The 16,461-nt window shown below is 67.5% G+C and carries 15 protein-coding genes and 1 riboswitch; of the genes, 6 read left to right on the forward strand and 9 right to left on the reverse strand.

All coding sequences use genetic code 11. From position 1 onward, the window contains the following. Nucleotides 1–12: 12 nt before the first annotated feature. Genes ACEN98_RS11805 through ACEN98_RS11820 form a run of 4 tightly spaced genes read right to left on the reverse strand, consistent with a single transcriptional unit; the run spans nt 13 to nt 4,417 of the window. Nucleotides 13–1,158, reverse strand: a complete 1,146-nt coding sequence (locus ACEN98_RS11805; RefSeq protein ID WP_413384514.1) for an ABC transporter permease — start codon at nt 1,156–1,158, stop codon at nt 13–15. A 50-nt stretch (nt 1,159–1,208) separates the two neighbouring features. After that, a complete protein-coding gene (locus ACEN98_RS11810) occupies nt 1,209–2,462 on the reverse strand; it encodes an ABC transporter permease (protein ID WP_413384516.1) in 1,254 nt (417 codons plus the stop codon). Further along, the gene (locus ACEN98_RS11815; protein WP_056330580.1) at nt 2,452–3,135 is read right to left on the reverse strand and encodes an ABC transporter ATP-binding protein; all 684 of its coding nucleotides are present in this window, start codon (nt 3,133–3,135) and stop codon (nt 2,452–2,454) included. Before ACEN98_RS11815 ends, ACEN98_RS11810 begins: the two co-directional genes overlap by 11 nt. A 19-nt stretch (nt 3,136–3,154) precedes the next feature. Then, entirely contained in the window at nt 3,155–4,417 is a 1,263-nt protein-coding gene (locus ACEN98_RS11820) for an efflux RND transporter periplasmic adaptor subunit (protein WP_413384518.1), read from the reverse strand. 171 nt (nt 4,418–4,588) lie between these two features. Here ACEN98_RS11820 and pnuC point away from each other — a divergent pair, with 171 nt between their 5' ends. Together pnuC and ACEN98_RS11830 are read left to right on the forward strand one after the other, a co-directional pair. Further along, the gene (pnuC, locus tag ACEN98_RS11825; protein ID WP_413384520.1) at nt 4,589–5,206 is read left to right on the forward strand and encodes a nicotinamide riboside transporter PnuC; all 618 of its coding nucleotides are present in this window, start codon (nt 4,589–4,591) and stop codon (nt 5,204–5,206) included. Continuing rightward, complete coding sequence (locus ACEN98_RS11830; protein ID WP_413384522.1) at nt 5,203–5,811, forward strand: AAA family ATPase; 609 nt, start codon at nt 5,203–5,205, stop codon at nt 5,809–5,811. The genes pnuC and ACEN98_RS11830 overlap by 4 nt, the downstream gene beginning before the upstream one ends. 54 nt (nt 5,812–5,865) lie before the next feature. On the opposite strand, the gene ACEN98_RS11835 is transcribed toward ACEN98_RS11830, so the two are convergent. From ACEN98_RS11835 to ACEN98_RS11845, 3 genes are all read right to left on the reverse strand, one after another. After that, nucleotides 5,866–8,001 carry a TonB-dependent siderophore receptor gene (locus tag ACEN98_RS11835; protein ID WP_413384524.1) on the reverse strand — a complete coding sequence of 712 codons (2,136 nt, stop codon included), beginning with the start codon at nt 7,999–8,001 and terminating at the stop codon, nt 5,866–5,868. 84 nt (nt 8,002–8,085) lie between these two features. Beyond that, nucleotides 8,086–8,185: riboswitch (TPP riboswitch) on the reverse strand. A gap of 72 nt (nt 8,186–8,257) precedes the next feature. Continuing rightward, nucleotides 8,258–9,415 (reverse strand): iron-containing alcohol dehydrogenase, encoded by a 1,158-nt coding sequence (locus ACEN98_RS11840; protein WP_413384527.1) that lies wholly within the window; start codon nt 9,413–9,415, stop codon nt 8,258–8,260. 75 nt (nt 9,416–9,490) lie between these two features. After that, a complete protein-coding gene (locus ACEN98_RS11845; protein WP_413384529.1) occupies nt 9,491–10,447 on the reverse strand; it encodes a DUF535 family protein in 957 nt (318 codons plus the stop codon). Between the two features lie 252 nt (nt 10,448–10,699). Between ACEN98_RS11845 and ACEN98_RS11850 the strand changes: the two genes are divergently transcribed. Then, a complete protein-coding gene (locus tag ACEN98_RS11850; protein ID WP_413384531.1) occupies nt 10,700–11,407 on the forward strand; it encodes a glutathione S-transferase in 708 nt (235 codons plus the stop codon). Nucleotides 11,408–11,452: 45 nt separating this feature from the next. On the opposite strand, the gene dkgB is transcribed toward ACEN98_RS11850, so the two are convergent. Next, nucleotides 11,453–12,262, reverse strand: coding sequence for a 2,5-didehydrogluconate reductase DkgB (dkgB, locus tag ACEN98_RS11855; protein WP_413384533.1), 810 nt, complete (start codon nt 12,260–12,262; stop codon nt 11,453–11,455). A 16-nt stretch (nt 12,263–12,278) separates the two neighbouring features. After that, the gene (locus ACEN98_RS11860; protein WP_413384535.1) at nt 12,279–13,487 is read right to left on the reverse strand and encodes an MFS transporter; all 1,209 of its coding nucleotides are present in this window, start codon (nt 13,485–13,487) and stop codon (nt 12,279–12,281) included. A 223-nt stretch (nt 13,488–13,710) separates the two neighbouring features. Here ACEN98_RS11860 and ACEN98_RS11865 point away from each other — a divergent pair, with 223 nt between their 5' ends. The 3 genes from ACEN98_RS11865 to ACEN98_RS11875 all read left to right on the forward strand — a co-directional run bounded on the left by ACEN98_RS11865 (nt 13,711) and on the right by ACEN98_RS11875 (nt 16,387). Then, nucleotides 13,711–14,607, forward strand: coding sequence for a LysR family transcriptional regulator (locus ACEN98_RS11865; protein ID WP_413384537.1), 897 nt, complete (start codon nt 13,711–13,713; stop codon nt 14,605–14,607). Between the two features lie 25 nt (nt 14,608–14,632). Beyond that, on the forward strand, nt 14,633–15,487 hold the full coding sequence (locus ACEN98_RS11870; RefSeq protein ID WP_413384539.1) for a PhzF family phenazine biosynthesis protein: 855 nt from the start codon (nt 14,633–14,635) through the stop codon (nt 15,485–15,487). 126 nt (nt 15,488–15,613) lie between these two features. Beyond that, entirely contained in the window at nt 15,614–16,387 is a 774-nt protein-coding gene (locus tag ACEN98_RS11875) for a hypothetical protein (RefSeq protein ID WP_413384541.1), read from the forward strand. Nucleotides 16,388–16,461: the final 74 nt, after the last annotated feature.

Consider the following 16,461-nt stretch of genomic DNA (forward strand, 5'->3'; position numbering starts at 1 on the left):
TGATGGTCCTTCTTATTCGTAGTGCAGTGCCGCGGCCGGATCGAGGCGGCTCGCGCGCCAGCCGGGGTAGAGCGAGCACGCCAAGGATAGCAGATAGATAACGGCCATCGACAGCCCCACGGCGCCGGCGAACACGGGCCAGTTCAAGGTGTCGCCCAGCGCGCCCGTGAGCGGCAGCTGCACGAGCAGCACGAGGCCCACGCCCATCGCCAGGGACCCGAGCAGCAGCTGTTCGAGGACGATCTGGCGGTAGATGTCGGCGGCGCGCGCGCCGATCGCGCGGCGCAGGCCGATCTCGGGGATCCGGCGCGTCGTGTTCTGCCACAGCACGCCGAACAGGCCGAAGGCGACCATGACGAGCATGAACGACGCGATCACGCCCGCCACGGCCAGCGGAATGAGCTGCTCCTTCAGCAGCGAGGCGCGCAGCGATTGCAGCGGCGCGATCTGGTAGCCCCAGTCGTTGCGGACCGCCTTGAGCCGCTGGTTCAGCTTCGCCTCGAAGCCGCGTGGCGTGCCGGGTGCGACGCGCAGCAGGATCGTGCGCACGCGCGATTCCGTCGTGTGCGGCGTGAACCGCATCAGGACGAAGTTCGTCGGCACCATCAGCGGGCCCTGGTTGCGGAACGTGTCCACGATGCCGATGATGCGGAAGGTGCGCGTGACGCCGTAGTCGGTGCTCGTGTAGCGCTGGCCCAGCGCCGGCCGGCCCGGGAACATCTCGGCCGCCACGCGCCGGTTCACGACCGCGGGCCGCGCGTCCTGGCCGTCGTCGGCGGCGCTGAACCAGCGGCCGGCCACGAGCCGCATGCCGAGCACCTCCGGCAGGTCGTCGCCCGCTTCGATGGTATTGGTCTGCACGGCGGCACCGGTCTGCGGCGACGCGAACGTCGTGGTCCACGTCGAGCGGGTGTACGGCGCATAGCTGGCAAAGCTCACGGCGCGCACTTCCGGCAGTTCGAGCAGGCTGCGGCGCAGCGTGTCGTACACGTCCGGCGCGATGGACTTGGGCGGCGCTTCGCCCATTTGCATCTGCACGGACCACGTATCGGTGCCGTCGAAACCGACCGGCTGGCGGTACAGCTGCCAGTAGCGCAGCCCGAACGCGGCGATGCCGAACACGATGACGAAGGCGAGCAGGATCTCGAGGCTCAGCATGAGGTTCCTGGATTTGCGCTTCCAGGTCAGTCGCAATAAATGGCGCAGCATCACGCGGCTCCTTTCAGGGCATGGACGGGATCGAGGCGCGACATCTTCCACGCGGGGATCGCGCCGGACAGCAGGCCGAACACGAACGCGAGCAGCATGCCGCAGCCGAACACGGTCGGGTTGATGTGGACTTCCAGGTACGGGATCAGCTGCGACGCTTCGAGCCACCACAGCACGCCCTGGGCGCAGGCCAGGCCGAGCAGGCCGCCGGCGAGGCACAGCAGCACGTTCTCGACGACGAGCTGGCCGGCGAGCTGCAGGCTGGTGGCGCCGAACGCCTTGCGCACGCCGATCTCCGCGCTGCGCTCCATGATGCGGCCCATGTTCAGGTTGACGAGGTTCAGCGCGGGCAGCAGCATGAACACGAGCATGCCGCCCGCGATCATCGCCAGGAGCCGGCTGCCGCCGGAATCGACATGGCTCTCCCGGCCCTGCAATGCGCGGGCGACGACGTCGAGCTTCGTATCGGCCCAGAACGTCGTCTTGCCGAAGATCTGGTCGCCCACGGGCTGGATCGTCTTCGCGACGCGTTCGACGTCGGCGCGGATGCGCGGGAGGTCGGCGGGCGAGCGCGCCAGCAGCAGCGCGGCGAACATGCCCGTGTATTCGTCGCGGTAGTTCGACGACGGGAATGTCGCGAGGGGCGCCCAGATGTCGGCGTACGCGTTGATGTGGATGACGTCCGCGACGACACCGATGATCTCGAACGCCTGGCCGTTCGCGCTGATCCGTTGGCCGACCGCGGCGGCCCCGGGGAACAGCTGGCGCGCCGTCGTCGCGTTGACGACGGCCACCATGCGGCCCAGGCGGTCGTCGTCCTCGTCCGGCAGGCGGCCGGCCAGCAGCTTGAATTGCATGATCTTCCAGTAGTTCGCGTCGACACGGCGCATGTCGAGCCGGCTCACGCGGTCGCCCTGGTAGACCGAGACCTCGCTCGTCGTCGTGATGGCGGAAACGCGTTCCACGCTCTGCAACGGCATGAGGTAGCGCGAGATGGTCTTGTAGCCCAGCAGGCCGGTGCGCAGGCCGGTGGGCAGGCCCTTGTCGTTGACGCTCTCGCTGCGCATGCCGTACACCTGCAGCAGGCGGTCGCTCCGGCCTTCCACACCGGTCGGCCAGAACGCCGTGTCGAGCAGGGCGCTGATCACCACCAGCACGACGAGCGTGAGCACGATGCACGCGAGGTTGATGGCCGTGAACAGCTTGCGGCGCATGAAGACCTTGTAGGCGGTCAGCAGGTAGTTACGCAGCATGGAGATGCTCCGGCTGGACGAGCTGGCCGTCGAACACGCGCACGATGCGGCCGACCTGCGACGCCTCGCGCTCGTCGTGCGTGACCATCACGATGGTCGTGCCTTCCGCGTTCAGTTTCAGCAGGATGTCCATGATCTCGGCGCCCATCCGGCTGTCCAGGTTCCCCGTCGGCTCGTCCGCCAGCAGCACGTGCGGCTGGCCGACGATGGCGCGCGCGATCGCCACGCGCTGCTGCTGGCCGCCGGACAGCTGGTTCGGGTAGTGGTCCATGCGCGCGGACAGGCCCACGCGGGCCAGCGCCTCGCGCGCGAGCCGGCGCCGCTCACCGCCGGACACGCTGCGGTAGAGCAGGGGCAGCTCGACGTTGTCGATCACGCGCAGGTCCTGGATCAGGTGGAAGCTTTGAAAAATGAAGCCGAACGTCTGGTTGCGCAGCTTCGCGAGCTGGCGGTCGGCGTAGCGCTTGATCGGGATGCCGTCCACGTCGATCGCGCCCTGGCTGGGCCGGTCGAGCAGGCCGATGAGGTTCAGCAGGGTGCTCTTGCCGCAGCCGCTGGGGCCCATCAGCGCGACGAATTCGCCCCGCTCGACGACGAGGTCGATGTCTTTCAGGGCCAGCGTTTCCACCTTGTCGGTGCGGTAGGTCTTGCTGACCTGGTTCAGTCTGATCATGGTGTCCTCTCGTTTGGATTCAGTTCGTGATGCGGATGCTGTCGCGGTGCTTGAAGTCGGCCGTGTCGGAGACGACGACGCGGTCGCCCGCGTGCGCGCCGCCCACGACCTCGACGACCTTGCCGTCGCCGGCGCCCAGGTCGAGGGTCGTCCTGCGCGCCACGCCGTCGCGCACGACGAATGCCGGCTGCGGGCCGCGGCCGTTGAAGGCGGGGCCGCTGTCGACCACGAGCACGTTCGCGCGGCGTTCCGTGACGACCGCGACGTCCACGCGCATCTTGTTGCGCAGATGCGGATTACGGGGCTGGGCCAGGTCGACCAGCAGCTTGATGGTGCCGTTCTGGATTTCGGGCAGGATCGTGTGGACGGTGCCGGCCATGATCTCGCCGTTCTGCTCCACGCGCACGGCCTGTCCCGGCGCGAGCTGGCGCGCGTGGAAGTCGGACAGCGTGGCTTCGACGCGGTAGTTGTTCAATTCGGAGACGCGCGCGACGAGCTGGCCCGCCGCCACGCTCGCGCCTTCTTCTTCCAGCAGCCAGGTGAGCATGCCGCCGAACGGGGCGCGCACGCGGGTGCGGTCCAATAACTGTTCCTGTTGCGCGATCTGTTTTTGCAGGATCGCCTTCTGCAGGTCGGCCGCCGCGATATTGGTGGCCGTCGTGCGGTGCGTCGCGTCGAGCAGCGCGCGCTGCTGGCGCAACTGGATCTCCGTGCGCTTCACGTTCAGCTGCGCCGTCAGCAGGTTTTCGCCGGATACGAGGCCGCTCGAGCGCAGCTTCTCGTTGCGTTCCAGCGTGGCGCGCGCGGCCTGCAGGTCGATCTCCAGCAGCTCGAGGCTGCTCACGATCTGCGTGCGCTTCTGTTCCAGTTCCTGCTTGAGTGTCGCGATGCGGTTGTCCTGCTGCGCCAGCTGTTCCTTCAGCGCTTCCAGCGCGAGGCGGATATCGCGGTCGTCCAGTTCCAGCAGCAGGTCGCCCGCGCGGACCTGCTGCCCGGGCTTGGCGAGGACCTTCGCGACGCGGCTCGCGCCCGGACTCGCCACCACTTCCTCGTGCACGGGAATGACGACGCCGGCCGCGCCGACCGTGTTGTCCACGTTCCCGCGCCGCACCTCCGCGACGACGACGTCGGCCGCGGACACGCTCGGACGCAGCGCGCGGTTCAGGCCCCACGCGGCGGCGCACAGGGCCCCGAGCACGAGGAGCGTGGAGGCGAGCCGCATGCGGGTGCGGCGGCGGAGGATGTCGAGCGGGATGGCCTGGTCCATGATCAAAGCGGGCATTGTGATGCTGCCTGTATTGCAAGCCCCGTGCCAGCCGGGTTTCGCTCTGGGGGGCGGACTGCCGCATTGCCCGCTGGCGGGCAGCGGTGTCCGGAAACGGACACTCGCCGTCGGGTTGCATAAACCCGCGCCACCTTCCATAATCGCCGACTCTCCTGTCATTGTCCGCCCATGAACGATACCCTGGTCCTGCTGGGCTTTTCCACCACGCCGCTCGAACTGCTCGGCTTCGTGCTGTCCGTCGCGACGGTCGTCCTGACCATCCTGCGCAATCACTGGGGCTGGTTGTTCGCCATCGTGTCGTCCGCCACGTACGGCGTTGTATTCTTCGACGCCCGCCTGTACGGCGACGCCGGCCTGCAGGGCGTGTTCATCGCGGCTTCGATCTGGGGCTGGTGGCAGTGGCTGCGCGGCGCCGAGGGCAAGCCGCTGCCCGTGACGCGCCTGTCGCACACGGGCCGGCTCGCGTCGCTGCTCGGCTGGGCCGTCGGCTTCTTCGCGCTGTCGGCGTTCCTGAAGGCGTGCACGGACACGGACGTGCCCCACATGGACGGCTTCCTCACCGCGGGCAGCCTGCTGGGCCAACTGCTCACGGCGAAGAAGAAGATCGAGAACTGGCACACGTGGATCGTCGTCGACATCCTGTACGTGGGCCTGTACATCTACAAGGGCCTGCACCTGACGGCGATCCTGTACGCCGTGTTCGTCGTGCTGGCCGCGCTGGGCCTGCGCGCGTGGACCCATGCCGCGCAGGACGCGGACATGCCGGTGGCCGAGGGCGCGCGATGACCGTGGCGTCGGTGGCACGTGTGGCGCTGCTGGGCGCGGAATCGACGGGCAAGTCGACGCTGGCGCAGGCGCTGGCGGCGCGCTACGGCACGTTGTGGGTGCCGGAATACCTGCGCGAATTCGTCGAGGTGAACGCGCGCGTGCCACGCGAGGACGACCAGCCCGGCATCGCGCGCACGCAGCGCGCCCGTGAGGAGCTGCTCGCGCGCGACCCGCGCGTGCGCGACTTCCTGTTCGTCGACACGACGCCGCTGATGACGGCCGTGTACAGCCGCATCTACTGGGGCCGCGTGCCGCCGGACCTGCTTGCCTGGGAAGCGGAACACGACTACGCGTTCACGCTCGTCGCGGCGCCCGATCTGCCGTGGGTGCCGGACGGGTTGCAGCGCGAGTCGGAGGAGGTGAGGCGGCGCGTGCATGCGCAGCTCGTGGACGTGCTGGATGCGCGGGGGATTCCGTTTGCGCTGCTGACGGGGGAACTGGAAGCGCGGGTGCGGCAGGTGGAAGCATTGATAGGACCACCCGACGCCCGTCGTTCCCGCGACAGCGGCAACCCATGCCGAGCTACGGAATCCGGTCCGTCGGATACAACGCGATCTGTTTAACGGGCAGACTCCGGAGATTCAGCATGGGCCCCCGCGTTCGCGGGGGCGACGAGGTCAGAAGTCGAACTGCGCCGACGCCCGGAACGTCCTTGGCGCGCCCGCCAGCAGATAGCCGCCCAGCGCCGGCGTCACGTCACGCCAGTAGAACTTGTCGAACAGGTTCTCCGCGCGGGCACGCAAGGTGACGTTCGTCGTGCCCCATTTCAGGCCGTACGACGCGCCCACGCCGAACACGTGGTAGTCCGGCACGAACACGGTGTTCTCGACGTCGAACGCCTTCTTGCCCGAGTATTGCCACGTGCCGTCCAGCTTCAGGCCCGGGATCGCCGAAACGGCGTACTGCACCCATGCCGTCGACTTGAACGCGGGGACGTCGGTCACGCGCTTGCCGTCGATGCCCGCCTGGCCCGTGCCTTCCTGGCGCGTGTTCAGCGCCATCAGCGACACGCTCCAGTCCAGCGCCGGCGTCGCTTGGCCCTGCGCGGTCAGCTCGATGCCGCGGTGCGTTTCGCGGCCGTTGCGGACGAACGTGTTGTTCGCGTTCGTGTATTCCAGGCCCTGGCGGATCTGGAACAGCGCGGCCGACAGGTTCAGGCCATTGTCCAGCGCGGCCTTGGCGCCGATCTCGACCTGGTGCGAACGCTGCGGCGCCAGCACCGAATTCTCGTTCGTCGTCTGCATCGGCGCGATGCCGCCGTGCTGCAGCCCGTGGCTGACCGCGGCGTACACGTTCCAGTCGCGCGCGGGGCTGAAGACGAGGCCCACGTTCGGCAGCAGGAACGCGTCGTCGGCGTGCACGTAGCCGGTGGCGTCGTCGACGAATTCGCTGCGCTTGATCTGGACGTGGCGCAGGCCCGCGTGCAGGGTCAGCCGGTTCGTCAGGCTCACGATGTCCTGCGCGAACACGGCGCGTTCCTCGTCGCTGCGGCGCTCGAACACGGGGCCCGTCACGCGGTCGGCGGCGACGTGCGGCGTCACGAGCGGGTTCCAGATATTGCTGTACCCGACGTAGTCGTAGACGTAGTCGCCGAAGCTGTCGTGGCGCTCCGAATACGACGCGCCCAGGGTGAGCGCGTGGCGCAGCGCGCCGGTCGCGAACTTGCCCTGCACCTGCGCCTGCACGCCCCACGGCGACTTGCGCTCGCCCGTGCTCTGGTAATCGTAGACGTCGTAGTCGCCGTTGCCGCAGTAGCCCGGATAATAGCCCGCGCCCTCGTTGCTGCAGCCGTAGGGGAACGCGGTGAAGTCGTCGCGCTTGAACCAGTGCTTGTTGCCGGACACGGTGGCGGTCCAGTCCTGCGCCAGCTTGTATTCGAAGCGCAGGCCCACGTTGCTGTCCTTCGTCGTGACGGGGCGCGTCCACGGCTGGTCGTTCAGGAGCATCCTGGCCGACACGCCGGTCGGCAGCGTCGTGCCCTGGATCAGCTGGAAGCCGGGCGCCGTGATCTGGGCCTTGCGCTGGTAATCCATGTCCAGCTGCAGCAGCGCATCCGGCGTGATCTGCCAGTCGAAGGCGGCCGACACGAACTGGCGGTCGCCGTTCGCGCCGCGCACGTACGGGTGCAGGTCGGCGGCGGCCGCGTTGATGCGGTAGCCGAAACGGCGGTCCTCGAAGCGGCCGCCGAGATCGACGGTGCCGTACAGGGTGCCGCGCTCGGACACTTCCACGGTCGCGGAGCGCAGCGGCGCATTCGTCGGGCGCTTGGTCACGTAGTTGACGATGCCGCCCGGCGTGGCGATGCCGGCCGTGAGGCCCGCGAGGCCTTTCAGGATTTCGAAGCGTTCCTTGTTCTCCAGCGGGATCTGCGTATCGCCCGGGATCGCGAAGCCGTCCTTGCGATAGCTGTAGTTGTTGTCGAGGGCGAAGCCGCGGATGGAGAACTGCTCGGCATAGCCGACGGCGTTGTAGGCGTCGGCGACGGATGCGTCGAAGCGCACCGCCTCGGTCGTCGAGCGGATCGACAGGTCCTGCATCTGCGTGCGGCCCATGGAGATGATGGAGGCCGGGGTGTCGAACAGCGACGCTTCGCCGAAGCCGCCGACGCTGGCGCGGTCGACGGCGATGAAGCGGTTGCCCGTCACGACGACTTCGGCGACGGGGTGGGTGTCTTGTACCTGCGCGTAGGCGACGTGCGCGTACGCTTGCATCAGCGCGCAGGCCAGGATGGAGTACTTCAGTTGACGGTTCATGGTTTGCTCGTGTTCGCGCGCCGGCGATGGGCGCGCTGCTTTTTCTTAAAAGCCGGAGCCAACGGGGGAAGGGCAAACAAGGATGGGAACTGCGTTGCGCTTTCCTTCGCTGGCATTATCCAGATCAGGTACGAAGGGTATCTCTCACCCGGGAAGCGAACTCCCAGGACCCCTAGCGAAGGCGCGAGTGTAGCACAACGCGCCCTGTCGTGATGGTTCAGACAATAGACATGTTGTAAAGCGGATGGTTCCGCGATCAGGCGGCGCCGTCCAGCACCTCGCGCGCCACGTCCAGCGTGACCTCGCCGGTCTCGCCCATGCGCGTCATGCCGTGCGCTTCCAGTGCGGCGATCACGGCCGGGATCGCGTCGCGGCCCAGGCCATAGTCGGACAGCTTTGTCCCCACGCCCATGGCACGGAAGAAGTCTTCCGTGCGGGCGATGGCTGCCTCGATGCGCGCGTCCTCGTCGCCGCTGTGGAGGTCCCACACGCGGGCCGCATATTGCAGCAGTTTCGCCCGCTTGGCCGCGCGGCGCACGCGCAGCATCGACGGCAGTACGATCGCCAGCGTCTGCGCGTGGTCGAGGCCGTACAGCGCGGTCAGCTCGTGGCCGATCGTGTGCGTGGACCAGTCCTGCGGCACGCCGGTGCCGATCAGGCCGTTCAAGGCCAGCGTGGCCGTCCACATCAGGTTGGCGCGCACGTCGTAGTCGGCAGGCAGCGCCAGTGCTTGCGGACCGTCTTCGACGAGCGTCAGCAGCAAGCCTTCCGCAAAGCGGTCCTGCACCTTGGCCTGGGCCGGGACCGTCATGTATTGCTCCATCACGTGCACGAACGCGTCGACGACGCCGTTGCCCACATGGCGCGCGGGCAGCGTGTAGGTACGGGTCGGGTCGAGGACGGCAAACCGCGGGTACACGGAGCGCGCGACGAACGCGAATTTTTCCTGCGTGCGCTTGCGCGTGATGACGGCGGCCGCGTTCATCTCGGACCCCGTCGCCGGCAGGGTCAGCACGACGCCGATGGGCAGCGCCGCGTGCACGTTCTTCGCGTGCTGTTCGAGGATGGTCCACGGGTCGGCGTCGAGCATGGCGCCCGCTGCGACGAACTTGGTGCCGTCGATGACGGAGCCGCCGCCCACGGCCAGCAGGAAGTCCACGCGTTCGCGGCGGACGAGCGCGATCGCTTCGGATAACGTTTCGACCGTGGGATTCGGCTCGATGCCGCCGAACTCGAACACGGTGCGGCCGCCCAGTGCGGCCATCACGGCGTCGAACGTGCCGTTGGCGCGGATGCTGCCGCCGCCGTACAGCACGAGGACGCGCGCCTCGGACGGGACCAGTTTGCCGATGCGCTCGATCTGGCCGTCGCCGAACAGGATGCGGGTGGGATTATGAAAGTCGAAGTTGTGCAAGGTGATCCTCTGGTTTTGCTCAGAGGATCATTATCGCGCAGCTGTCCTGCCGGCGTGGGCCACGCCGGCAGGCTTTCAGGCCGGTTCGGGCACCGCGGCCGGATGCGCCACGTGCGCGCGCGCATGCAGCAGATGGCGCTGGATGACGGCGCGCGACGCGTCGCCGATCAGCCGCCAGTGCTCGCGCCGCAGCGCCGCGCGCTTGCGGTGCTTGGACGGCATCTCGGACAACGGCTTCACGTAGAACGGCAGCGGGATCAGATAGCCGTCGCGGCCCGGAATTTCCTCGCCGCCGAGGATCTTCCAGAAGCCGTCATACGCGTTGGCGAAATGTTTTTCCGGATCGGGATCGTAGGCGATGTGCGCTTCGCTGCGGATCGCGACGACCTTGTCCATGCCGAGCGCCAGCGCGATGCCCTGCATGGCCGCGAAGCAGAAGAAGCTGGGCGAGTTGTTCGGGAAGACGCGTTCGAACGCTTCGAACGCGGCGCCGGAATCGATCCAGCGGCCCTGGTTGCGCGCGATGAATGGGACGACGGGCATGTCGACGCCCACCATGTCGCCTTCGAGCCAGCTGAAGGACAGGCGGTGCAGGCATTTGCCGTCCGCGATGAGGGCGAGGGTGAGGTCCCCTTCGGCATTGCTGCGCGAGGCCATCTCGAGCTGGATCATGAACGTGCTGCCCTCGGCCTCCTGCTGCCACAGGGGCAGGCAGCGCTGGCCGTAGACGGCGTCCAGGTAGCCGTCGTTGAACGTCGTTTCCTCGAAGCGGTAATGGCTCAGCACGGCCTGCACGCGCTGGCGCGGGCTCAGGCCCTTGATGAGGTAGTCGCGGTGGCTGAGGTGATGGAACAGGTCGTCGCCGGCGTCTTGCGCGACGTGGTTGCGGTAGACGCCGAGCTGGCACAGCGCGCGGTGGTCGCGGTAATAGGCCAGCACGCGCAGGCTGCGCGCGATGCACAGCACCCACGACGACAGGCTGTACTGGCGGCGCCGGGCCATCCAGTGTTTGGTCAGGTGAGCGAAAATCATGATGCGCTCCGGGCAATCGTTATCGGTGGATTCGTCTTCGTACTTTGCTGAACGGCAGTGAATCGTTCAGCAGATCAAGATCGTAACCACCAACACCCCATCCCTCTATTATGATTTTCCGTTTTCATGTCTCTCATTTTTGTTGATTTTTTGTCAGGCAAGCGCCAGACGCAAGACTAGCACGATTGCCGCGCCGAACATCAAAATCCTGCTCGATAATTGAGTCAGACCGAACAAGTTGAGGAGGATGGCATGGCGTATGAACTTTTTTATTGGCCGAGCATCCAGGGCCGCGGCGAATTCGTGCGCCTGGCGCTGGAAGAGGCGGGGGTGCAATACGTGGACGTGGCGCGCGAGCCGGGCGGCATGGCGCGCATGATCGCGGCGATGGACGGCGCCGACCACCCGTCGTTCGCGCCGCCGTTCCTCAAGGCGGGCGACGTGACGGTGGGCCAGACCGCCAACATCCTGATGTTCCTGGGCGAGCACCATGGGCTGGCGCCACGGGATGTGCAAGGTAAATATTGGGTGAACCAGATCCAGCTGACCATTGCCGACCTGGTCGCCGAGACGCACGACACGCACCACCCGATCGCGACGTCGCTGTATTTCGAGGACCAGCGCCCGGAAGCCAAGCGCCGGTCGGCCGATTTCATCGACACGCGCATCCCGAAGTTCTTCGACTGGTTCGAGAACATCCTGGCCCGGCCCGAACCGAAGGACTACCTGCTGGGCGACACGGTCACGTACGCGGACCTGTCGCTGTTCCAGCTCGTCGCGGGCCTGCGCTACGCCTTCCCGAAGGCGCTGGGCCGCATCGACGCGGGCTATCCGCTGCTGGCGGCGCTGCACGACCGGGTGGCCGCGCGGCCGCGCATCGCGGCCTACCTGAAGTCCGGGCGGCGGATTCCCTTCAACGAGGAAGGGATCTTCCGCCACTACAAGGAGCTGGACAAGTAGGGCGGGCACACCGTGCCCGCGCGTGACGCATGCGGTGTGTTGGCGTTACGAGTCCCACTGCGGCGCGAAGTCCGGGCTGACGAGCCGTTCGCCCCGGTCCAGCGCGTCGATGTCGGCGATGTCCTCCCGCGACAGGATCAGGTCGCGCGCCCGCAGGTTGCTCTCCAGGTTCGCGCGCCGCGTCGACGACGGGATCACGGCATATCCTTTCGCCATCGCCCACGCCAGCGCCACCTGGGCCGGCGTCGCGCCGTGCACCTGCGCGATGCGGGCGATGGTGGCATTGTCCATCACCTTGCCGTAGGCGAGCGGCATGTAGGCGGTGAGGTGGATGCCGGCATCGACCATGAACGCGTCCACTGCGCGGTTCTGCAGGAACGGGTGCAGCTCGACCTGGTTCGTCGCGATGTTGTCCGCACCGACGGCCGCAATGGCTTCGCGCAGCAGAGGAATCGGGAAGTTCGATACGCCGATGGCACGCGTCAGGCCGGACTCGCGCGCGGCCAGCAGCGCTTCCATGGATTCCGCGACGGACACCGCGGCGCCCGGCGACGGCCAGTGGACCAGGGTGAGGTCGACGTACTCCGTGCGCAGTTTCACGAGGCTTTCTTCGAGGCTGGCGCGCAGGCGGTTCGCGGCCAGGTTCTCCGTCCAGATCTTGGTGGTGACGAAGACGCCGCCGCGCGCCACGCCGGATTCTGCCAGCGCCTGGCCGACTTCGGCCTCGTTGCCGTAGATCTGCGCCGTGTCGATGTGGCGGTAGCCCAGTGCCAGGCCGGTGGCGACCGAATCGATGGCTTGCCGCTCCTTCAGGCGGAACGTGCCGAGGCCCAGTTGCGGGATATTGGTATGCATGGTTTCTCCTTTCGATTCAATGCGTGGCGACGGCGCGTTCGCCGCGGACGGCGTGCCGCGGCGCCGGATCGCGCCGGTCCAGCCAGCCGGCCAGCGTGGTGAGGGCGAGCGCGCCGCTGACGATCAGGGCGCCGATCCAGGGCGTGTGCATCAGGCCGAGGTGTTCGACGATCAGGCCGCCGCCCCAGGCGCCGATGGCGATGCCGACGTTGAACGCGGCGATGTTCAGGCCCGATGCGACGTCGACGGCACCCGGCGCATCGCGTTCGGCGCGCCGCACGACATAGACCTGCAGGCCCGGCACGTTGCCGAAGGCGACGGCGCCCCAGGCCAGCACGGTGACGAGGACGGCGATCTTGTTGGCGGCCGTGAAGTCGAGCACGAACAGCACGGCGGCCAGCAGCGCGAACACGATCTGCAGGGCGCGCACGGGGCCCTTGCGGTCCGCCAGCTTGCCGCCCCAGATGTTGCCGAAGGCGACCGACACGCCGTACACGAGCATCACGAGGCCGACGCTGTTCGACGAAAAGCCGGCGACCTGTTCGAGGATCGGCGCGAGGTACGTGAACGCGATGAACGAGCCGCCATAGCCCAGCGTGGTCATCGCGTAGACGAGCAGCAGGCGCGGTTTCTTCAGCACGGACAGTTGCGTCACAAGGCTAGCCGGCTTGCTGCCGGCGATGCCGCGCGGGACGAGCAGGGCGATGCCGGCGAACGCGATCACGCCCAGCAGCGCGACGGCCAGGAAGGTCATCTGCCAGCCGAAGTGCTGGCCGATGAACGTCCCGAGCGGGACCCCGGTCACGAGGGCCACGGTCAGGCCGCTGAACATCAGCGCGATGGCGCTGGCCGCTTTTTCTTTCGGCACGAGGCTCGTGGCGATCGTCGAACCGATCGAGAAGAAGACGCCGTGCGCGAGGCCCGTCAGTACGCGGGCGGCCATTAGCGCGGCATAACCTGGGGCCATCCACGCGGTCAGGTTACCGGCCGTGAACAGCAGCATGAGGCCGAGCAGCAGCGTCTTGCGCGGCACCTTGCCGGTGAGGGCGGTCAGCACCGGCGCGCCGATGGCGACGCCCAGCGCGTACAGGCTCACGAGCAGGCCGGCGGACGGCACGGACACGTTCAGGCTGGTTGCGATGGTGGGGATCAGGCCGACGATCACGAATTCCGTCGTGCCGATGGCGAAGGCGCTCAGTGTGAGGGCCCATAAAGCGAGTGGCATATTGTTCTCCTGTGAACCGTCGCCCCCGCGCAGGCGGGGGCCCAATGTTGCAAGCGTCGCGACGACGCATGCAGAACTTGGGTTCCCGTCAAGGCGGACGGCCAGTCCGGGAACGACGATGGTTGCGGGGGCGCCGCTGGTTGCGTCGAGGAGGCATTCTCTCCGGCTGGTCTACAAAGAAAAACCCGCCGCCGTACAATAGACTTTTGACCTGGGAGCAAAAATGCTGGACGTGGGCGCGTTGATCGCATTCGCCGCCGTGATCGACACGGGTTCGTTTTCCAATGCCGCCGAGCGGCTCGGGCAGACGCCGTCCGGCGTGTCGCGCACCATCTCGCGCCTGGAGCAGCAGCTCGGCATGACCCTCATCCACCGCACGACGCGCCGTCTCGACCTCACCGAGGAAGGCAGCTGGCTGCTGGCCCGCGCGCGCCGCATCCTCGCCGACCTGGAAGAGACGGAGTCGCAGGCCGCCCTCGCGCGCGCGCAGCCCGCGGGCCTCGTGCGCGTGAATGCCGCCACGCCGACCCTGGATCACCTGATCGCCCCGCAGCTGGCGGACTTCCTCGATGCGTACCCGCAGGTGCAGGTGGAACTCACGAGCGGCGAGACCGTCGTCGACCTGATCGAAGAGAAGGCCGACGTCGCGATCCGCATCGGCCAGTTGACCGACTCGACGCTCAATGCCCGCCGCCTGGGCCGCAGCCGCATCCGCGTGCTCGCCGCCCCCGGCTATCTCGAACGCCACGGCACGCCGCGGCAGGTGGAAGACCTGCTGAAGCACCGCCTCGTCGGCTTCGTCGCGCCCGCGTCCCTGAACACGTGGCCGCTGCGGGCCGGCAAGGAAGAGGGCTGGCGCATCGTACCGCACGTGACGGCCACCAGCGGCGAGACGGTCCGCCACCTCGCGCTGCAGGGTGCGGGCATCGTCAGCCTGTCCGACTTCCTCACGCGCGCCGACGTCGCCGCGGGCCGCCTCGTGCCGGTGCTGGAAGAGGCGGCGCTGCCGTGGACCCAGCCCGTGTGGGCCGTGTTCTACAAGCAGGGCGCGCTGGCGCCGCGCGTAAAGGCGCTCGTCGACTTCCTCGCCGACCGGCTGGCCGGCGTGCTCGAACCCTGACCATCCATCCCCACAAGGAGACCGCATGACCATCACGACTTCGCACATCCTTCGCATCGCCGCATTCTCGGACGGCGACGCCGGCGGCAATCCGGCCGGCGTCTGGATCGGAGAGTCGATGCCGCCGGCCGACGAGATGCAGCGCCTGGCGCACGCCGTCGGCTATTCGGAGACGGCATTCGCTGCGCCGCAAGGAAAGGGCTGGCGCGTGCGTTACTTCTCGCCGGCGTCCGAAGTGCCGTTCTGCGGCCACGCGACGATCGCGCTCGGCGCCGCGCTGGCCCGGCGCGACGGCGACGGCGTGTACGCGCTCGCGCTGAACGATGCCGACATCACGGTCGAAGGGCGGCGCGAAGGTGAGCGCGTGGCCGCCGCGCTGCAATCGCCGCCGACGTGGAGCCGCCCGGCCGCGCCGGAACTCGTCGCGGACGCATTGATGTTGTTCGGTTACCACGACGCAGACCTCGACCCACGCATTCCGCCCGGCCTCGCGCACGCGGGCGCGAACCACCTCGTGCTGGCGCTGGCCAGCCGCGACCTGCTGGCCGCCATGCGCTACGACCTGGCGACGGGCCGCGCGCTGATGGAGAAGCACGGCCTGACGACGATCGTGCTGGCCCGGATGGAATCCCCGCGGCGTTTTCATACCCGCAATCCGTTCGCGATCGGCGGCGTTTACGAGGACCCGGCCACGGGCGCCGGCACGGCCGCGCTGGCCGGCTACCTGCGCGACCTCGGCTGGCCGCACGGCGGTGCCATCGACGTCGTGCAGGGCGAAGACATGGGGATGCGGTCGTTATTGCATGCCGAAATCGGTCCGGAACCGGGTGGTTCGATCCGCGTTAGCGGGACGGCAAGAATGTTGGTGAAAGACCAATGAAATTGATCATGATTTATTGAAAATTGAAATAGGGGCAAAAGACACGCTTTTTCGACAATTTGTTAACCCCTGCAACGTTGATAAAGTTCAAAACATCCGTTTCTGAACATCAACACAGGAGTCAACATGGAAATGCGCCACCCTGGCGTTCTTCGCCCCGTCGTTACAGGCCCCGCCGCCGGCGTGGGCAAGCCGACCGAACGCCTGCCCTTCACCATCCGCCGCGTGGACAACGAGGCCGACTTGTGGAAAGCCGTCCGCGTGCGTCACGCGGCGTATGCACGCCACGTCCCGGACTTCGCGCGGCAGCTCGTCAAGCCCGAGTCTTCCGACTACGGCGACGACGCAATCGTTTTCCTCGCCGAATCCAAGCTGGACGGCGCCCCTCTGGGCACGGCCCGCATGCAGACGAACCTGCACGAGCCGCTGCATGTCGAAGAGTCCGTCGCGCTGCCCGACTGGCTGCGCGGCCAGCCGCTGGCCGAGATGAGCCGCCTGGGCGTGGACAACGGCCGCATCGGCCGCATGGTCAAGACCGCGCTGCTGAAGGCCGGCGTCATGTATTGCCAGCAGAATGGCATCCACTGGGCCCTGGCGACGGGCCGCGCGCCGATCGACCGCCAGTACGAACAGCTGACCTTCGTCGACGTGTTCCCGGAACTGGGCTTCGTCCCGCTGCGCCACGTCGGCAATATTCCGCACCGGATCATGGCGTTCGACATCACGACGATCGAGGAGCGCTGGGCGGCCGCGCAGCACCCGCTGCTGAACTTCTTCTGCCACACGCACCACCCGGACATCGATGTCCGGGGCCATGCCGGTGTGCGGCCGCCGTTACCCAACGCGGGCAGGATGGGTGTTGTAATGCAGGCATCGGAATGGCATGAACTTGTTGCCTGATCCATTAATTGCATGACGGCACTACTGTAAAGCTGTATCCTTGCGAAACGATAACGGCCGCCCGCGCCCACGGG

It is taken from the genome of Massilia sp. CT11-137, assembly GCF_047302885.1.
GTDB lineage: Bacteria > Pseudomonadota > Gammaproteobacteria > Burkholderiales > Burkholderiaceae_D > Telluria > Telluria orientalis.